This is a genomic window from Prauserella endophytica (genome assembly GCF_005146945.1).
Lineage (GTDB): Bacteria > Actinomycetota > Actinomycetes > Mycobacteriales > Pseudonocardiaceae > Prauserella_A > Prauserella_A endophytica.
Genome location: NZ_SWMS01000014.1, coordinates 144,041 through 161,997, shown reverse-complemented (window position 1 = coordinate 161,997; position 17,957 = coordinate 144,041). Strand labels below are relative to the sequence as shown.

Annotated in this window: 12 protein-coding genes and 1 pseudogene; 2 read left to right on the top strand and 11 right to left on the bottom strand. The window is 72.0% G+C overall.

Features of this window, described 5'->3' with window-relative positions; all coding sequences use genetic code 11:
• Positions 1-51 precede the first annotated feature (51 nt).
• Positions 52-1,332 carry an MFS transporter gene (locus FCN18_RS24205; protein WP_112275603.1) on the top strand — a complete coding sequence of 427 codons (1,281 nt, stop codon included), beginning with the start codon at positions 52-54 and terminating at the stop codon, positions 1,330-1,332.
• Between the two features lie 10 nt (positions 1,333-1,342).
• On the opposite strand, the gene proB is transcribed toward FCN18_RS24205, so the two are convergent.
• The 5 genes from proB to FCN18_RS24180 form a co-directional block, all read right to left on the bottom strand.
• Positions 1,343-2,458, bottom strand: coding sequence for a glutamate 5-kinase (gene proB / locus FCN18_RS24200; protein ID WP_112275811.1), 1,116 nt, complete (start codon positions 2,456-2,458; stop codon positions 1,343-1,345).
• Positions 2,451-3,902: a GTPase ObgE gene (gene obgE / locus FCN18_RS24195; protein WP_137096143.1), complete on the bottom strand. Its 1,452-nt coding sequence runs from the start codon at positions 3,900-3,902 to the stop codon at positions 2,451-2,453. Before obgE ends, proB begins: the two co-directional genes overlap by 8 nt.
• Positions 3,903-4,020: 118 nt before the next feature.
• Positions 4,021-4,278, bottom strand: a complete 258-nt coding sequence (rpmA, locus tag FCN18_RS24190) for a 50S ribosomal protein L27 (protein WP_110342822.1) — start codon at positions 4,276-4,278, stop codon at positions 4,021-4,023.
• A 31-nt stretch (positions 4,279-4,309) separates the two neighbouring features.
• A complete protein-coding gene (gene rplU / locus FCN18_RS24185; protein ID WP_112275601.1) occupies positions 4,310-4,624 on the bottom strand; it encodes a 50S ribosomal protein L21 in 315 nt (104 codons plus the stop codon).
• A gap of 151 nt (positions 4,625-4,775) precedes the next feature.
• Complete coding sequence (locus tag FCN18_RS24180) at positions 4,776-7,988, bottom strand: translation initiation factor IF-2 N-terminal domain-containing protein (protein ID WP_137096142.1); 3,213 nt, start codon at positions 7,986-7,988, stop codon at positions 4,776-4,778.
• A gap of 543 nt (positions 7,989-8,531) precedes the next feature.
• Here FCN18_RS24180 and FCN18_RS24175 point away from each other — a divergent pair.
• A pseudogene (locus FCN18_RS24175) lies at positions 8,532-9,914 on the top strand (S8 family peptidase); the annotation flags it as partial.
• A gap of 12 nt (positions 9,915-9,926) precedes the next feature.
• Here the strand turns inward: FCN18_RS24175 and FCN18_RS24170 are convergent.
• The 6 genes from FCN18_RS24170 to FCN18_RS24145 form a co-directional block, all read right to left on the bottom strand.
• The gene (locus FCN18_RS24170; RefSeq protein ID WP_137096141.1) at positions 9,927-10,754 is read right to left on the bottom strand and encodes an ABC transporter permease; all 828 of its coding nucleotides are present in this window, start codon (positions 10,752-10,754) and stop codon (positions 9,927-9,929) included.
• Positions 10,755-10,757: 3 nt separating this feature from the next.
• Positions 10,758-11,561, bottom strand: coding sequence for an ABC transporter permease (locus FCN18_RS24165; RefSeq protein ID WP_112275596.1), 804 nt, complete (start codon positions 11,559-11,561; stop codon positions 10,758-10,760).
• Positions 11,562-11,890: 329 nt separating this feature from the next.
• The gene (locus FCN18_RS24160; protein ID WP_112275809.1) at positions 11,891-12,805 is read right to left on the bottom strand and encodes an ABC transporter ATP-binding protein; all 915 of its coding nucleotides are present in this window, start codon (positions 12,803-12,805) and stop codon (positions 11,891-11,893) included.
• A gap of 68 nt (positions 12,806-12,873) precedes the next feature.
• A complete protein-coding gene (locus FCN18_RS24155; protein WP_228714105.1) occupies positions 12,874-16,194 on the bottom strand; it encodes a phosphodiester glycosidase family protein in 3,321 nt (1,106 codons plus the stop codon).
• A gap of 88 nt (positions 16,195-16,282) precedes the next feature.
• Entirely contained in the window at positions 16,283-16,999 is a 717-nt protein-coding gene (locus FCN18_RS24150) for a FadR/GntR family transcriptional regulator (RefSeq protein WP_228714104.1), read from the bottom strand.
• Positions 17,000-17,018: 19 nt separating this feature from the next.
• Positions 17,019-17,948 (bottom strand): dihydrodipicolinate synthase family protein, encoded by a 930-nt coding sequence (locus tag FCN18_RS24145; protein ID WP_112275805.1) that lies wholly within the window; start codon positions 17,946-17,948, stop codon positions 17,019-17,021.
• Positions 17,949-17,957 lie beyond the last annotated feature (9 nt).

Below are 17,957 nucleotides of genomic sequence, written 5' to 3'. Positions count from 1 at the left end.
GGTCCGTGTGGCAAAGTGCCAACTCACACTTCGGTGAGGTGGAGGGTCGACATGACCGAGTCGAACGTGAATGCGCCCGTACAGCACCGGCTTCCGGTGCGCAAGCTCTTCGCCGCGAGCGTCGGCAACGCCCTCGAATGGTTCGACTGGACCATTTACGCGACCTTCAGTATCTATTTCGCCAGCGCGTTCTTCCCCGGCGACCTGGCCCAGATCAACACCTTCGCCACCTATGCGCTGGCGTTCTTCTTTCGGCCACTCGGCGGAATGCTGATCGGCCGTTTCGCCGACCTCCGCGGCCGCAAGCCAGCCATGATCTTCACAATCGTGCTGATGGCGGGCGGCTCGCTCGTCATCGGCCTCCTGCCGACCTACGCGCAGGTCGGCTGGCTGGCTCCGCTCCTGCTACTCCTGGCGCGCGTGGCACAGGGCCTCTCGCTCGGCGGCGAGGTGTCCAACGCCTCTGCCTACCTCGGCGAGATCGCGCCCAAGGAACGGCGCGGCCGCTACTCCTCGTTCTTCTACATCTCCACGGGCAGTGCGGTCCTGCTCGCCTCCGTCCTCGGCTTCACGCTCGCGCGCACGATGGACGAGGCCCAGTTGGAGTCGTGGGGCTGGCGCATCCCGTTCCTGCTCGGCGGTGTGCTCGGGCTCGTCGGGCTCTGGCTGCGGTCCAGCCTCCACGAGACCGAGCAGTTCAAGGACAACAAGGCCGTGGCCCGCCGCGTGTCCCGGCCGCTGCTCACCACGTTGCGGAAGCACCCGAAGGCCGTGGGGCAGCTCGTCGGCTTCACGATGCTGTCGACGCTGTGCTACTACACGTTCTTCAGCGCGCTCACGCCGTTCGCGGTGAACACGCGCGAGGCTGACGACGTCGACGTGTTCCTCGCCCTCTCGATCGCGACGGCGCTGTTCGTGGCGTTGCAGTACCCGATGGGCATGCTGTCGGACCGATTCGGCCGCAAACCGCAGCTGCTGGTGTGGTCGGCGGCGACGGCCATCCTGATCGTCCCGCTCTCCACCCTGGTCGGTCCCGGACTCGGTGGGCTGCTCGTCGTGTTCTGTGTCGGCCTCGGGCTCTACACCGCGATGACGTCGATCGCACCGGCGATCATGAGCGAGCTGTTCCCGACGTCGTTGCGCGGCCTCGGCATCGGAGCGTGGTACAACCTCACGGTCGCCGTATTCGGCGGCACGGCTCCGCTCGTGATCACCGCGCTGTCCGACGCAGGCGCCTCGACGCTGTTCTTCTGGTACGTCGCGGTGGGAGCCGCGATCGCGTTCTTCGTGATCCTGCGCCTGCCGGAGACCAACCGCAGCGAGTTGCGTTAGGACGTACGGGTCAGCGGTGCCGCAACGGCACGAGATCGTCGGCGTGCACGACCTCGCGTCGTTGCTCGGGCGGAAGGTCGTGGGTGGAGCGGCCGATCAGCTCCGGAAGCTCGGTGACGTCGAAGGCCACCACACCGCGGGCAACGACCTGCTGCGCGGGGTTGACGAGGTCGACGACGTCGCCTGCTTGGAAGTCGCCGTCCACACCGGTAACGCCGGCGGCAAGGAGCGATCGCCTGCGGCGCACCACCGCGGCCACGGCACCGTCATCGAGATGCAGCCTGCCGGTGGATCCCGCGGCGTAGCCGAGCCAGAACCGCCGCGCGGACAGGCGTGAGCCTGCGGCGCGGAAAACGGTGCCGACCTCGGCGGTGCCGAGGGCCTCGCGGGCGTCGGCGGCAGCGGCGATGAGCACGGGGACACCGCTGGAGGCCGCCGTGCGTGCTGCGGCGACCTTCGACATCATGCCGCCGGTGCCGAGGCCGGAGCTCGACATACCGACGGACAGTCCGTCCAAATCGGACTCGTCCGCGACCTCGGTGATGCGCCGAGTTCCTCCCGCGCGGGGGTCTCCGTCGTAGAGAGCGTCCACATCGGAGAGGAGGACGAGTGCGTCGGCCCGGATGAGGTGGGCGACGAGTGAGGCGAGGCGGTCGTTGTCGCCGAATCGGATCTCCTCGGTGGCGACGGTGTCGTTCTCGTTCACCACGGGGACGGCGCCGAGTGCCAGCAGCCGGGAGAAGGTCCGCTCGGCGTTGCGGTAGTGGGCACGGCGCACCACGTCGTCCGACGTCAACAGCACCTGGCCGACCGTGAGCGAGTAGCGGCCGAACGACTCGGCATAGGCGTGGGCGAGAGCGAGCTGGCCGACGCTCGCGGCCGCCTGCTGGGTCGCGAGGTCCCGGGGGCGCTTGCCGAGCGACAGCGGAGCCAGTCCCGCGCCGATCGCGCCCGACGACACCAGCACGATCTGGGCCCCTCGCGCGACGCGCTCGGCGATGGCGTCGACCAGCGCGTCGAGCCTGGCGACGTCGAGCCCGTCGCCCGCGGTGGTCAGCGCGGAGGAGCCGACCTTGACGACCAGGCGCGACGCGGCGGCGATGGCGGCGCGGGTTTGGTCACTCACCGGCGTCCTCACGGGACTCGGGCTCTCCTTCGCGGCGGACCCTGCGGGCTTCCTTGCGCTCAGCCGCGGTGACGCGGCTGCGGTGCTCCAAGCGGGGGTCCGTGCCCCGTCCAGCAAGGTGGGTCACGGCGCCCGGAGTCGACGGCTCCCACTCGAAGCTGTAGTCGCCGATGGTGACCTGGCTGCCCGGCTCCGCGCCCATCCTGGCCAGCTCTTCCTCGACGCCGAGGCGGTTGAGCCGGTCCGCGAGGTAGCCGACGGCCTCGTCGTTGCCGAAGTCGGTCTGCCGCACCCAGCGTTCGGGTCGCGGGCCGCGCACGATGTAGGCGCCTGGCTCGTCGGGGTCGGGCGCCACCGAGAAACCGGAGTCGTCGACGGCGCGCGGTGTGAGCACGATCTTCGCCGGCGTCGGCGCGGGCAGAGCGGCCCGGTACGACTCGACGACCTCACCCAGCGCGAAGGTCAGCTCCCGCAAGCCCTTGCGCGACACCGTCGAGACCTCGAAGACGCGCAGGCCCCGTGCCTCCAGGTCGGGTCGCACCAGCTCAGCGAGCTCCGCGGCGTCCGGCACGTCGATCTTGTTGAGCACCACCACGCGTGGCCGGTCGGCGAGGTCGCCACCGAGCGCGGGCGTGTAGCGCGCGAGCTCCTCCTCGAGCGCGTCGATGTCCGAGACCGGGTCGCGGCCGGGCTCGTACGTGGCGCAGTCGATGACGTGCACCAGCACCGCGCAGCGTTCGATGTGCCGCAGGAAGTCGAGGCCGAGGCCCTTGCCCTGGCTGGCACCCGGGATCAGCCCGGGAACGTCCGCCATGGTGAACACGGTGTCGCCCGCGGTGACCACGCCGAGGTTCGGCACGAGTGTGGTGAACGGGTAGTCGGCGATCTTCGGCTTGGCCGCCGAGAGCACCGAGATCAGCGACGACTTGCCCGCGGACGGGAAGCCCAGCAAACCGACGTCGGCGACCGAGCGCAGCTCCAGCACCAGGTCACGGGCCTCGCCCTCCTCGCCGAGCAGCGCGAACCCCGGCGCCTTGCGCGCCCGCGAGGCCAGCGCCGCGTTGCCGAGCCCGCCCCGGCCGCCCTTGGCGGCGACGAAGGTGGTGCCCGCGCCGATGAGGTCCGCGAGCACCTCGCCGTCCTCGGTGAGCACGACCGTGCCGTCCGGCACGCGGAGCTCCAGGGTCTCCCCCGCGGCGCCGTTGCGGTTGCTGCCCTGGCCGGGCCTGCCGTTGCCGGCCCTGGCGTGCGGGCGGAAGTGGAAGTCCAGCAGGGTGTGCACGCTGGGGTCGACGATCAGCAGGACGTCGCCGCCGCTGCCGCCGTTGCCGCCGTCGGGCCCACCGAGCGGCTTGAACTTCTCACGGTGCACCGAGGCACACCCGTTGCCGCCGTTGCCGGCGGCCAGGTGGATCACCGCGCGATCGACGAAGCGGGATGCCATTTTGTGCCTCTCCTGCCGAGCTGGAATGTCTGCCACAAGCACGAACGAGGGGCGGGTCCGGATGTGTTCCGGGCCCGCCCCTCGTTCGAGTGTGCTAGCGCGTGCTGGCCGGGCCGGTTCAGGCCTCGACCGGCACGATGTTGACCGTCTTGCGGCCGCGCTTGGTGCCGAACTGCACCGAGCCGGCGGCAAGAGCGAACAGCGTGTCGTCGCCGCCACGGCCGACGTTCACGCCCGGGTGGAACTTGGTGCCGCGCTGGCGAACCAGGATCTCGCCGGACTTGACGACCTGACCACCGAACCGCTTGACGCCGAGGTACTGCGGGTTGGAGTCACGACCGTTGCGGGAGCTGGACGCGCCCTTCTTGTGTGCCATCTCTGGTCACCCTCCTCTGAAAGCGTCAGGCTTACTTGTTGATGCCGGTGACCTCGATGCGGGTCAGCTTCTGCCGGTGACCCTGCCGCTTGTGGTAGCCGGTCTTGTTCTTGAACTTGTGGATGCGGATCTTGGGACCCTTGGTCTGCTCGACGACCTTGCCGGTGACCGAGACCTTCGCCAGCGCGTCGGCGTCCGCGGTGACCTCGCCGCCGTCGACGTAAAGCACGGCGGGGAAGGTGTGCTCGGTGCCCGGCTCGCCCTCGAGCTTCTCGACCTCGACGACATCGCCAACGGCGACCTTGTACTGCTTGCCGCCGGTCTTGACGACTGCATACGCCGACACGGAAGTCTCCTGCTTGCTCGACTGTGGGTGGGGGCTCACGCGAACGGTCCGCTCTGGGCGTCCCAAGCTTCGCGCGCGGCGACCCGCTCCAACAGCGGGCCGCTCAGCAGTTTACTGTGCGCCCTGTTCACCGGGCGCACGGGGGTGGTCATCAACCGTTCTCCTGCGCGTGCACCGGCGGTCCCGCAGGACGGCTCGCCGCCCGGCGCGGACGCCGGGTGGTGGTGCGCACGGCGGGTGCCGGGACCGACGGCTGCTCCGGCTCGGCCTCGACCGACTGCTCCTCGCCGCCCTGCGCCTTCTCCGCGGCCGCGGGGCTCGTGGCGGGCTCGGGCGTGGCGACCTGGTGGGTCGGCGTGTGCCCGTTGAGCGGCCGCGCGGTGGGCTCGGCCTGTTCCGCCCGTCCGGCCTCGGCGGCCTGTTCGACCGCGGGAGGCCCCGCGGGCCGCGACGCCCTGGCCGGCCGCCTGCTCCTCACGGGCTCGGCCTGCTCCGGCTTCGCACCCTTCTCGGCCTCCGCGGGCTGCTGCTTGGCGACCTCCGGCTCGGTGGGCAACTCGGCCGCGCCGGGCGCGGCCTGGACCGGCTGCTCCTGCTCTGCCGCGGCGGGCTCGGCCTGGACCGGCCGCTCCGGCTTCGCACCCTTCTCGGCCTTCTCGGGCTGCGCGGCCCTCTCCGGCTGCGCGGCCTTCTCCGGCTGCGCGGCCTTCTCCGGCTGCGCGGCCTTCTCCGGCTGCGCGGCCTTCTCGGGCTCGGCCTTGTCGGATTGCCCAGCCTTCGGCGCATCGGCGGGCTTGTCGGCTTTGTCGGCTTTGTCGGCCTCGTCGGGCTTGCCGCCGGCCGCCTTCGAGGCGTTGGCCATGGCCTGCACCGCCGAGACGACGGACTCACGCTGCACGGGGGTCGGCCCGCTCGGCGTGGCCTCGGCCGTGCGCGCGGCCTCCTCCTCGCCACCGCCGCCCTTGCCGCGGCCGCGGGAGCGCCGTCCGCCCCCACCGCCACCGTGCTGGTGACCGTTGCCGTTGCCGCCGCCGTTGCCCTTGTTCGGCTCGGTGGTGACGATCACGCCGCGGCCCTTGCAGTGCTCACACGTCGTGGAGTAGGCCTCCAGCAGGCCGGTGCCGACCCGCTTGCGGGTCATCTGCACGAGCCCGAGCGAGGTGACCTCGGCGACCTGATGCCGGGTCCGGTCACGGCCGAGGCACTCGGTGAGCCTGCGCAGCACCAGCTCACGGTTGGACTCCAGCACCATGTCGATGAAGTCGATGACGATGATGCCGCCGATGTCGCGCAGCCGGAGCTGGCGGACGATCTCCTCCGCCGACTCCAGGTTGTTGCGGGTGACGGTCTCCTCGAGGTTGCCGCCGGAGCCGGTGAACTTGCCGGTGTTGACGTCGATCACCGTCATCGCCTCGGTGCGGTCGATGACCAGGTAACCACCGGAGGGCAGCCACACCTTGCGGTCGAGCGCCTTGGTGAGCTGCTCGTCGATCCGGTGCTCGGCGAAGACGTCGCCGTTGCCGACGTAGCGCTTGAGCCGGTCGGTCAGGTCCGGCGCCACGTGCTCGACGTAGGCGTGGATGGTCTCCCACGCCGTGGCGCCCTGGACCTCCAGCTTCGCGAAGTCCTCGGTGAACAGGTCACGCACGACCTTGACCAGCAGGTCCGGCTCCTCGTAGAGCAGCACGGGGGCGCTGGACTTCTTGCCCGAGCCGGTCGAGGAGTCCGCCTTCTCCTTGATGATCTCCCACTGGGCCTTGAGCCTGCGCACGTCGCGGGCGAGCTCCTCCTCGCTGATGCCCTCCGACGCGGTGCGGATGATCACGCCGGCGTCCTCGGGGACGATGCGCTTGAGGATGTCCTTGAGCCTGCGCCGCTCGTTCTCGGGCAGCTTGCGGGAGATGCCGGTGGCGCCGCCGGCGGGAACGTACACGAGGAACCGGCCGGGCAGGGAGATCTGCGTGGTGAGGCGGGCGCCCTTGTGGCCGACCGGGTCCTTGGTGACCTGCACCAGCACGTTGTCGCCCGTGGAAAGCGCCTGCTCGATCTTGCGGGCCTTGCCCTCCAGCCCGGCGGCGTCCCAGTCCACCTCACCGGCGTACAGCACGGCGTTGCGGCCGCGTCCGATGTCGATGAACGCGGCCTCCATCGAGGGCAGCACGTTCTGCACGCGGCCGAGGTAGACGTTGCCCACGATCGAGCCGCTGCCCGATGTGGTCACGAAGTGCTCGACCAGAACGCCGTCCTCGAGCACGCCGATCTGCGTCGAGTCGCCGCGCTCGGCGACGACCATGGTGCGCTCGACGGACTCTCGCCTGGCCAGGAACTCGGACTCGGACAGGATCGGCGCCCGCCTGCGGCCTGCCTCCCGGCCGTCCCGGCGGCGCTGACGCTTCGCCTCGAGCCGGGTCGAGCCGCGCACGCTGCGCACGCCGTCGCGGGCCTCGGTCTTGTTGTCGGCGGCCTTGCCGTCACGCACGTGCACGACGGTGTTCGGCGGGTCGTCCGTGCCCGAGCCGTCCGTTCCGTCGTCGTCCCCGCCCTTGCGGCGGCGACGGCGGCGACGGCGCTTGCTGCCACCCTCGCCGTCGGTCTCGTCCTGCTCGGCGCTCTCATCGGCCTTCTGGGCCTGCTCGTCGGCGTCCTCGGCTTTGGCCTCGCCACCATCGGCGGCCTCGGAGTCCGCCTGCTCGTCGGCGGCGTTGTCGTCGCCGCCCTTGCCCCGGCCCCGGCCTCGACGACCCCGGCGGCGACGCCTGCGGCCGCCCTCGCCCGCGTCGCCCGACTCGCCGTCGGCGCCCTGCTGCTCCTGCTCGTCGACCTCGGCCTCGGCCTCGGCCTCGTCCTGCTCCGGCTTCTCTGGCTTCGCTGCCTTGTCCGTTTTCTCCTGCTTCTTGGGAGCGGGCTCGGCAACGGGCTCCGGCGGCAGGAACACCGGCGAGGGCGCCGCGAACACAGGCGTGTGCACGGGCCGCGGTGCGGGGGCGGGCTCGGGCTCCGGGGTGGCGGAAGCGGCCGGGGCCTGCTCGGCGGGCTGCTCCGGCTCCGTGGGCGTCTGCGGGGCAGGCTCGGGCGGGGTCACGGTTTCGGCACCGCCGGCCTCGGCGGCCTCCTCGACGGCCTCGTCGAGCGCGCCCAGCGCGTCGGCGACCTTCAGCGCCACGTCCTTCGGCACGCTCGACTGCGCGCTGCGCGCGGTCTCGCCCAGCTCGGCGAGCTTCGCGAGTACCTCACGGCTGCTGGAGCCCAGCAGCTTCGCCAGGGCGTGCACCCTGACCCGGTTCGGCAGCTCTGCCAATGCGCCGGCAGTGGATGTGGCGGTAGTCCCGCCTGTGTTCTCGGCGGGTGTCTCCGCGTTCGACATGTGTCTCCTTCGCCCCCGGGCGCGTCTGCCGGCCCGCCCCGGCCGAGGAGAGTTTCCCCGGCACCGGAACCGGCTGGCAGAACGCGGCCGCACAGGAGCCGTTTCCTATTTTGTACCGCCGTGGTGGGGTCCACCGCCGACGGGAATCCTTGCCTCTCATGCCACTGAGTAGCCGGTGGTGCCGGCACGCCCGCAGTGGCGGGTCCCGCGGCGACGTCCTGACCGAGCTCTGGCCACTCGGTACCTCCCGAGTCGTCGAGCCGCCTGGCGCGGGATGCGCGGGGCGGCGACGACCTGGAGCTCTTTCAGCACGTCACCGGGCCGCCGACCGTCGCTCACCACCCCTTCCGTGGCGACAACGGCTCAGCAGCCGTCACCCAGTATCCCACACGGCCGGGCGGACGCCGTGTGGTTGGGGCCGCCGGACACCGGCCGGGGGAACTTCCGCCGACAGCTTGTCCGGCCCCGACCGGCTCGTTACCGTGCGCACGGCAGGGGAAACGGCGTCGGCCGCCCGGTGCGGTCTTCGGAGGTCCAGTACTGGTGCGTGGGAGTGTGCTGGTCGCCTGCGCGGCCCTCGTGGTCACCACCACGCTGGGCACCGCGAGTGACGCCACGGCGGATCCCGGTGACTCGTGTCCGGGTCCGGGCGTGTCGCTGCGCTATCTCGTGCTGTTCGACCGGGGAACGCCCGAGCGGGACGCGGCCAGTGCGATCGAGAACGCCTGCGGTGAGGCGACCGGCTACTACCCCGAGATCGGCGTGGCGGTGGCCACCTCGGCCAGCCCGGAATTCGCGGGCGCGCTCGGCGACGACCGCGCCTACAGCGCCCAGGCCGAACGCGACGTGGACACCTCGGCCCCGGCGGCGTCGCCCACCCGGCCCAGACCGATCGCGACCGGCGGGAACGTGCCCGCCGCCGACCTCACCGGCGAGCAGTGGGACATGCGCGCAGTGCGCGCCGACCTGGCCCGCGCGGTCGACCCTGGCAGCGCCGACGTGGCCGTGGCCGTGCTCGACTCGGGCATCGACGCCGCCCATCCCGACCTGGCCCACGCTGTGGACGAGTCGCTGTCGGCGGGCTGCCTCACGGGCGTGCCGGAGCAGTCCGAAGAGGCGTGGGCGCCGACGGCCTCGCCGCACGGCACGCACGTCGCGGGCATCGTCGCGGCTGCCGACGACGGCAAGGGCATCGCGGGCGTCGCGCCCGGTGTGCGCCTCGCCTCGGTGAAGGTGATCGACGACCAGGGCTACGTCGACCCCGAGGCCGCGGTCTGCGGGCTCATGTGGGCGGCCCGCAACGGCATCGAGGTGGCCAACAGCAGCTTCTCCGTGACCTCGCCCGGAACACCGTGCACGAGCAGCAAGGGCCAGGCGGTGATCCGCGAGGCGCTCGCGCGGGCCGTGGAGTATGCCGACGAGGCCGGCACCCTCAACGTCGCCGCCGCGACCAACGGCGCGCTCGACGTCACGCCGTCGCCGGCGAGCGGCTCCGCCGGAGAGGAGGGCTCCTGCGAGGTGCTTCCGGCCGGGCTGCGCGAGACGATCGCCGTGTCGGCCGTCGACCACGCCGGGGTGAAGGCCGGCTACAGCTCGTACGGGCTCGGGGTGATCGATCTCACGGCCCCGGGCGGTGAGGGCGAACACTGCGTGCTCTCCACCGTGCCCGGCGGATACGAGCCGCTCTGCGGCACCTCGATGGCGGCGCCGCACGTCTCGGGCGTGGCCGCGCTGCTCGCGTCGGCCCGGCCGGGCGCGACCCCGGCAGAGCTGCGCGAGGCGCTTGGCGAGCAGGCCGAGCCCGTCGCCTGCCCCGAGGACTACGACCTCAGCGGCAACGGCATGCAGGACGCCTACTGCGCCGGGTACCTCGGCTACAACGGCTTCTACGGCCGGGGCATCGTCGACGCGTTCGCCGCGGTGTCCGACGGCGAGGGGTCACCGGAGCAGGAGCCCCGAGAGCCTGCGGGACGCCCAGTGGACCCCGAGCACGGCGAGGATGGCGAGGTACGCGACGTGCCCGATCATGCTCGCGTCCAGGACGCCGACCGACAACCCGCGCATCAGCTCGACGGCGTGGTACAGGGGAAGGCACTGCACGGCGTACTGCAGGGGCTCGGGATAGACCGACAGCGGGTAGAAGGTCGTTGAGAAGAAGAACATCGGCATCACGGCGAGGTTGATGTAGTCGAACTGCGACGGCGACCGCAGGAACGTCGTGCAGGCCATGCCCACCGCCGCGAACGCGAACGACACCAGCAGTGCCGTGGGCACGAGCAGCAGTGCCCACGGTGAGGCGACGAGCCCGAGCACGCCCATCACGCCGAAGAACGCGAGCGCGTACAGGCCACCGCGCAGCACCGCCCAGGCGATCTCGCCGAGCGCGATGTCGAGTGGGCCGATCGGCGTGGCCAGCATCGCCTCGTAGGTCTTCTGGTAGCGGAACTTGAAGAACACGCCGTAGGTGGAATCGAACACGGCGCCGTTCATCGCGGAGGCCGCGAGCAGCGCCGGGGCGACGAACGCGACGTAGCTCAGCGTCTGCCCGCCCGGCCCGGTGACCTCGCTGACCAGCTTGCCGAAGCCGATCTGAAAGGCCAGCAGGTAGAACAACGGCTCGAGGAAACCGGAAAGGAAAACCAGCCAGGCCCGCGAGTAGGCCAGCGCGGAGCGTTCCACGAGCGCGCTCGCGCGGCCCGCGTAGAGCGAGGGCGGCAGGATGCGCAGCAGCAGTCCGCCGCGCGCCGGGGCTTCGGTCGTCACCATCGCTCACACCACCAGCCGCCGGTAGAAGTAGCGCCGGGCCGCGAGCCCGCCCGCCGCGAACAGGGCCACCAGGAACGCCACATGCCCGAGCGCGGGCAAGACGCCCAGACCACCGAGTGTGGCCCCTCGGGCGAGCTCGTTGCCGTGCCACAGGGGGGAGATCCACGCCAGCCACCGGATCGCCGCCGGAATCTGCTCGATCGGGAAGAAGGTGCCCGCGAACAACAGCATCGGCATCACGATGAACCGGAAGATCGACGTGAACCGCGAGCCCTCGTCGTAGGTGGTGGCCGCGACGGCCATGAGCGGCGCCGCGCAGGCCATGCCGGTGGCCGCGCCGACGAGCACGACGAGGATCGCTCCCGCGTTCAGCCAGGCGCCGAACGGCCAGGCGATCAACAGGTACACCACGCCGGAGAGCAACAGCCGGATCGCCACCCAGATCAGCTGTCCTCCGAGCACCTGGCCCGCCGTGACGGGTGTGGAGGTGACCGCGATGAAGTCCTTCTGCCACTTGAACCCCGACAGCACGGGAAACGTCGACTCGCCCACCGCGTACTGCACGGCGCCGGCGACGAGCAGCGCCGGGGCAACGTAGTGCACATAGGCCAGTCCGCCGGTGGCGGGGCCGGGCTCCACCTGCGAGCCGAACCCGATGCCCATCGCCAACAGGTACAGCAGCGGCTGCAGGCCCGAGGAGTACAGATTGGACCGCCAGTAGCGGCGGTACCACGTCCAGTGGCCCTCGACCCGCAGCCAAGCCGCGCGCCACGAGCCGACGACACGTCCAGAGGAGACGGCGGCCATGTCAGTGCCCCCTCGAGCAGGGTCCAGCACGGTTCTCCGCCGCCAAGCCGCCCGCCGGCCGCGTCGCGGAAGCGCCCGGGTACGTCCGGTGCGAGGACGCTCCCGCGCCTTGCAGGCGAACACCCGCGTCCACGGACAACCACACCGACCTTCGTTGACGGGGCACTAGTGCCCTCCGTCGGAAGTCTGTTGCTTGAGTCGGTGGATCCAGGTTTCCGCTGGCAAGGCGCCGGTTCGTTCTCGTACTGGGCCGTACTTGGGCGGACCGGCAACGCAGCCAGCGGGAAGCTGGGCCGCCGAATTATGTGGCGAACTTCCGGCGGGGCGCACTAGTCCACCAGCGTCCGGCCGGTCAGCCGCAAGAAGACGTCCTCCAGCGTGCTGCGGCGCACGAGGCTCGACAGCGGCCGCACTCCCCTGCCGTGCGCCTGTTCCAGCGCCGCCTCACCGGTGGCGGTGTACAGCAGGATCCGGTCGGGCAGCACCTCGACCCGCTCGCCGAGGTCGGTCACCCGCGCCACGGCCGCCTCCTGGTCACCGGGGGCGAAACGCAACTCCAGCACCTCCCGCGTGGAGTACCGCGCGATGAGTTCGGCCGGCGAGCCCTCGGCGACCACGCGCCCGCCGTCCATCACGACGAGCCGGTCGCAGAGTTGTTCCGCCTCGTCCATGTAATGGGTTGTGACGATGAGCGTGACCCCGACGGACTTGAGCCGGAAGAGCCTGTCCCACAGCAGGTGCCGGGCCTGCGGGTCGAGCCCCGTGGTGGGCTCGTCGAGCAGCAGCAGCTCGGGGTCGTTGACGAGCGAGCGCGCGATGGTGAGCCGCCGCTTCATGCCGCCGGACAGCGGCTCCACCTCGTCGTCGGCCCGCTCGGTGAGCTGCGCGAACTCCATCAGCTCGACGGCCTTGCGCCGCACGTGGGCCTTGGAGAGCCCGAAGTACCGGCCGTACACCTGCAGGTTCTGCCGGACCGTGAGCTCGGTGTCGAGGTTGTCCTGCTGCGGCACGACGCCGAGCCGGGCGCGGACGCGCGGACCCTCGCGGTCCGGGTCCATGCCCAGCACCTTCAGCTCACCGTCGGAGCGAGGCGACACGCACGCGATCATGCGCATCGTGGAGGACTTGCCCGCGCCGTTCGGGCCGAGGAACCCGAACGCCTCTCCCTTGCGGACGTGCAGGTCGATGCCGCGGACTGCCTCGAACTCGCCGAAGCGCTTCACCAGCGCCTTGGCCTCCACCATGGTGGTGTCGTCTGTCTCCGCTCCCACGGTTGGCACACTGCCACGCACCTCCGACAGAATCGAGCGGTTTAGCCGATGGCGCAGCGCAGGGTGGCGCTCACCCCGTTCACGGTCACGGTCAGCTCGGCGACGCCCCTGCGCAGCGCGGTGAGGGTCCCGGTCGCCGGGTCGAACGTCGCGAGGTCGCGCGGTGACGGCCGGCTTCCCGGTGCGGCCACGTGCACCCGGTCGCCCGCCCAGTCGGCGCTCACCGGGTAGGCGATCGGAACCGTGCGCCCGGACTGCGTCACCTCAGCCGTCACGGTTCCCTCCGCGCCCCTCGCGAGCCGGCCGGGCCCGGCGAGCGTGAGCTCGTCGACGTGCGGGCGGGTCTCGACGCGAACGGGTTCGCCGCGGTCGTCCGGGTCGACCCGCACGATGCTCCAGCCCGTGAAGCCCCCGTCGCCGGGCGCGGCCGACGGCGCCTTGCCAGAGTTGCCGTTCACCAGGTACGGCACGCCGTCCTCGCGCGTGAGGTCGAAGACACCGGCGTGGGACGTGATCGCGGCGGCCGGCTTGCCGGAGCGCTCCTCGAACTCCGTCAGCCAGTCGGTGACCAGATCCGCCTCCTTACGGTCGGCCAGCTGCGAGTTGCCCGCCGGAGCGGGGTCGTCGACCGGGTGGTGCATGGCCACCACCACGCCGCGGATCGCACGGTCGCGGGCGGCGCGGTCGAGGGCCTCGTCGAGCAGGCGCACCTGGTCGAACCCGCCCGCCCGCAGGCTGCCGCGGGAGGTGTCGAGCAGCACGAGCCGGATGCCCTCGACGTCCACGACCCGGTAGGGTTCGCCGAACTCGGCCTGGAACTCCGCGAGCCCGCTGCCGCCGTCGGCCTCGTGGTTGCCGGGCACGTAGTACCAGGGGACCTTGCCCTCCAGCTCCTCGCTGATCACCGTACGGGCGAGAGCGAAGTCGGGAGCCGTGCCGCGATCGGTGAGGTCACCGTTGATGAGCACGAGGTCCGGCCGCGCGGCGACGGCCTCGCGCATGGTGCGCCTGGCCTGCGCGACGAGCGGGCCGTCCGGGTTGTCGGCGGTGAACTGGGCGTCGCTGAGCACGGCGATCCGCAAGCCCCGAGGGCCCACCGTGCCGTCGGTGACGAGCGCGGGGTCGCGGGTGCCGGGGTCGGCGGGCGGCTCGGCCGTCGCCGCCACGTGCGCGGTCAGGTCGTCGAAGACGAGCCTGCCCTCGTACTGCTGGGCCGGCACGTTCTCAACGGCGTAGAAGCGCGTGAGCCGCTGCCCCTGCGGCAGGCCCTCCGGCAGGACGGCCTCGACGTAGCGCCAGCCCGTCCAGTCGACGCTGAGCGCCAGGTCGACCACCGACGCCACGTTCGCGGCGTCCCGCAGCTCGGCGCGCAGCCACGCGCCCTTGCCGTCGCCATTGACCCACAGGCCGACCTTCTGCGTGCCCTCGGGCAGCGCGAGCGGCTGCGCGGCGGTGACGTAGGCGGCGCGCGTGGCGTTGGTTCCGGTGAGGCGGTAGTCGAGCGCGAGCCCCCGGCCGCCGTCGCGGCCCTCGGCCGCCGACAGCGCCGCGCCGACCACGCTGGGGTAGACCGTCGCGCGCCAGCCCCCGGTGCCGTCGAGCGGGGCGAGCACCCTCGGCTCGCTGCCGACCGCGGCGGCGAGGTGGGTGGTGAGCCCGGCCGCGCCGGCCTTGATCACCGAGGCTCCGGTGTCTTTGAGCGCGGTGACGGTGAAGTGGTCGCCCTCGGCCTCGACCCGGACGACCGAGGGGTCGTACTCCAGCTTCACGTCGCGGGGTTCGAGCCACGTGCCGTAGCCGTCGGCGTCGTAGCCGTAGACCTGGAAGGCGCCGGTGGCGCCCTTGCCGGACAGCGCGAGCCGTTCGGTGCTCGTGCCGAGGCGCTCGGGCTCGCCGAGCACGGTGAGCGTGGTGCTGCCGCGCTTGCCGCGCTCCATCGCGACGACGTCCACCTCGGCGCGCTTCGCGGGGTCGCGCCGGTCGGCCCGCGCCGTGAACACGCCGTTCCTGACGGTGCCCCGCGCGGCGTTTGTGGTGCGCCAGAACGGCCTGCTCGCCACGGCGGCGCCGGTCTCGTCGTGCCCGCCGGCGTCGAGCACCCGGGTGAGCCCCGAGAGCACGCGTGTGGCGTCCTCGCTCTCCTGCGCGGGTTCCGGCGCGAAGCCGGTGAGCCTGCCGCTGCCGGGCTTGGTCGCGAAGCCGATCCCGTTGGGCACGAGGCGTTCCCCGCCGTCGGAGGGCGAGTTGTGCACGGTCGGAACCTGCTCCCCCTGTTCGCGGGCGAGGAGTGTGGAGGAGCCGCCGCCGTCGAGGTTGAGCGCGTCGTCGGCGCCGAGCGACTTCAGGTGCCGTGCGAGCTCCAGCTCGGTCATGCCCCTGCTGTCGGCCTGCCTGCCGTCGACGGTGACGAGCCACATCCTCGTGCCGTCGGCGGAGAACCCGGCCGCCGTGCGCGGATGCGCCGTCGCCGCGTCGACGTTCTGCACCACGCCGTCTCGCAGCAGCACCTTGTTGCCGCCGACCGCGACGGAGACGTCGCCCGCCTCGGTGCGGGGCGCGTACTCCACCGTCACCGCGTCGCCGGGCTTCAGCGCCGCGAGCGCGTCCGCACCGCCGTCGCGCGCGAGCACGACGGTGCTGCCGCCCGCGATCGGCCCTTCGGCGGGCTTGTCCCGCACGGCGGTGACGACGCCGTCGCGGACCTCGACCTCGCGGACGCGCTGCGCTCCGGCGACCGACGTGGCCCGGGAAGCGCTGCCCCACAACGGGGTGTAGACGCCGATACCGTTCGCGGGCAGGCGTGCACCGTTGAGGTTGGTGGCCGGCACGACCTCGCCGCCCGGCAACGTGAGCGACGCGGTGAGGAACACCTCGGCGAGCCGGGCGGTCCCGTCCTCCGTGATGGCCGCGGTGAGGTTGTGCCCCGAGGCCGGTGCCGTCTGCAGCTCACCGTCGTCGATGCCGACGCCGAGCGGAGCGCCGGTGGCGTTGATGTCGAAGAAGTCGCCGTTCACGCCCGCGACCGCGCCCGCACGGGCCACCTGCTCGGACAGCGGCGTCCGCGCCGACACGGCGCCCGGGCTGAGATAGGTGGGGCGCAGGCCGGCGGTGAGGTCGATGGCGAGAGTGTCACCGCGGATCCAGCCCTGAGGGTCGAAGCGGTCGAATTCCGTGAGCGTCAGCCCCGGCGCGACGGGAGTCGTCGCGGTGTCGGTGATCAGTCCGGCGTCGCCGTCCGCCGCCGCGACCGTCTCGACGGGAGGCGGCCCGAGCGGCGCGTCGAGCGGATCCGCCGCCGACGGCGTGACGGGCAGGACGACCACCACCGCGGCGCACACCGCGGCCACACGTGCAGTTCTCACCGAACACCCCAGCTTTCCCCAGCGGTCGTGATCATTAGACCGGGGCCGGGCCGACGCCGGAAGTACTGGGAATGAACGGAAAGCGAACCTACGGCGAGGTGGCCACGCGCGCCCTGATGCCGCGGAAGTGCTCGTCGACGGCCGCGCGCAGGGCGGGTTCGTCCTTGGCGCGCAAGGCTTCCAGGATCGCGCGGTGCCACTGCGCGGTGACCACGGGGGTGTCGTCGGCCCTCGGCAGCTGCGCGTCGAGCGCGTTGAACACCTTCCAGAACACCTGCAGCAGATCGAGCACGAGATCGTTGCCGAGCGGCCGGTAGAGCGTCTCGTGGAAGCGCCAGTCCTCCGTCGGCGCGTAGCGGCCCTGCTCGGCCTCGCGCTCCATCGCGGCGACGGCCTCGTCGAGCGCGGCGAAGTCGAGCCGGTCGTAGGCGGCGAGCACGTGCCCCACGAGGCCGGACTCCAGCACCTCGCGCACCTCGAGGAGGTTCCGGATGTCGGCGTAGTCGCCCCGCACCGACAGCGCGCCGCGGAAAGCCAGCCCGGTCTCGAGCGCCGACAGCGGCACGGAGCCGACGTAGGTGCCGTAGCCGTGCCGGATGTCGACGATGCCGACGGCCTCGAGCGCCTTCATCGCCTCGCGCAGCGGGTGCCTGCTCACCTCGAGCTCCTCCATGAGCTCGAACTCGGTGGGCAGCGGGGAGCCGGGCACGAGCCCGCGGTCCACGATCAGCCGCTTGATCGACTCCTGGAGCGCACGCTGGTTGGCGCGTGCGCCCGACTGCCGCCCACTCGCCGAGGTACCCACGGGTACGGAGTCTAGATGTTCACCCATGGGCCACCGGTTCGGCGAGCAGTTCGGGCACAGCCGCGGCGGCCGCGGCGCGCAGCCCGGGGATCCGCTCCGGCGGCACCGAGCGGTGCGGCCAGCGCACCCGCGTGCCGAGGTCCGCCCAGCCGCCGATCGCGGCGAGGGTCTTGTCGAGCGCGGGATCGCAGTAGCCCTCCCGCGCCAGCGGAACGATGTGCTGGTCGAGGAACGCGCGCAGCCGCCGTTCCAGGTCGAGGGCCGACGCCGGGTCGGTGCGCATCGACTCGTACCAGCGCACGGCACCGGCCGGGCTCAGGCACGCGACGTTGGAGTACGAGCCGGCCGCGCCCTCGGCGGTGGCCGACGCGAGCGTGTGGCCGGCGACGAACACCGCGAGCCGCCCGGTGAGGTGGCGTGCGACGGCGATGCCGGGCACCTTCACGCCGATCAGCTCCGGTACCTCCCCGGCGAGGCGGCCGAGCAGCTCCGGACCGAGCTGGGTCTTGGCGTAGGGCGGGTTGTAGAGCACGAGGGGCACGCCGTCCGCCGCATCGGCCATTCCGCGCACGGCGTCGACCACCTCGTCCTGGCCCAGTGGCAGCCAGTCTGGCAGCACGACCTGGATGGCGCCTGGCCGCAGCGCGGCGGCGCGCCGGATCCGGCCGAGGGACACCTGCCCGCTCGGATGGCTCGCGCCGAGCTGGAACGGAACGCCGGCCACCGTGGCGCGCTCGGCGACGAGCGCGTGCAGCTCGTCGCACTCGGCCTCGGTGAGCGTGAAGAACTCCCCCGCGGTGCCGTTGGTGTAGACGCCGTGCACACCAGAGCCCAGCACCTTGTCGAGCGCGGCGCGGAGGCGCTCGAAGTCGATGGCGTCGTCCGGCCCGACGGGCAGCAGCACGCTCGCCCAGATGCCGCTGAGCGTGCCGGAACGGAGTGCTTGCATCCTGGCCTT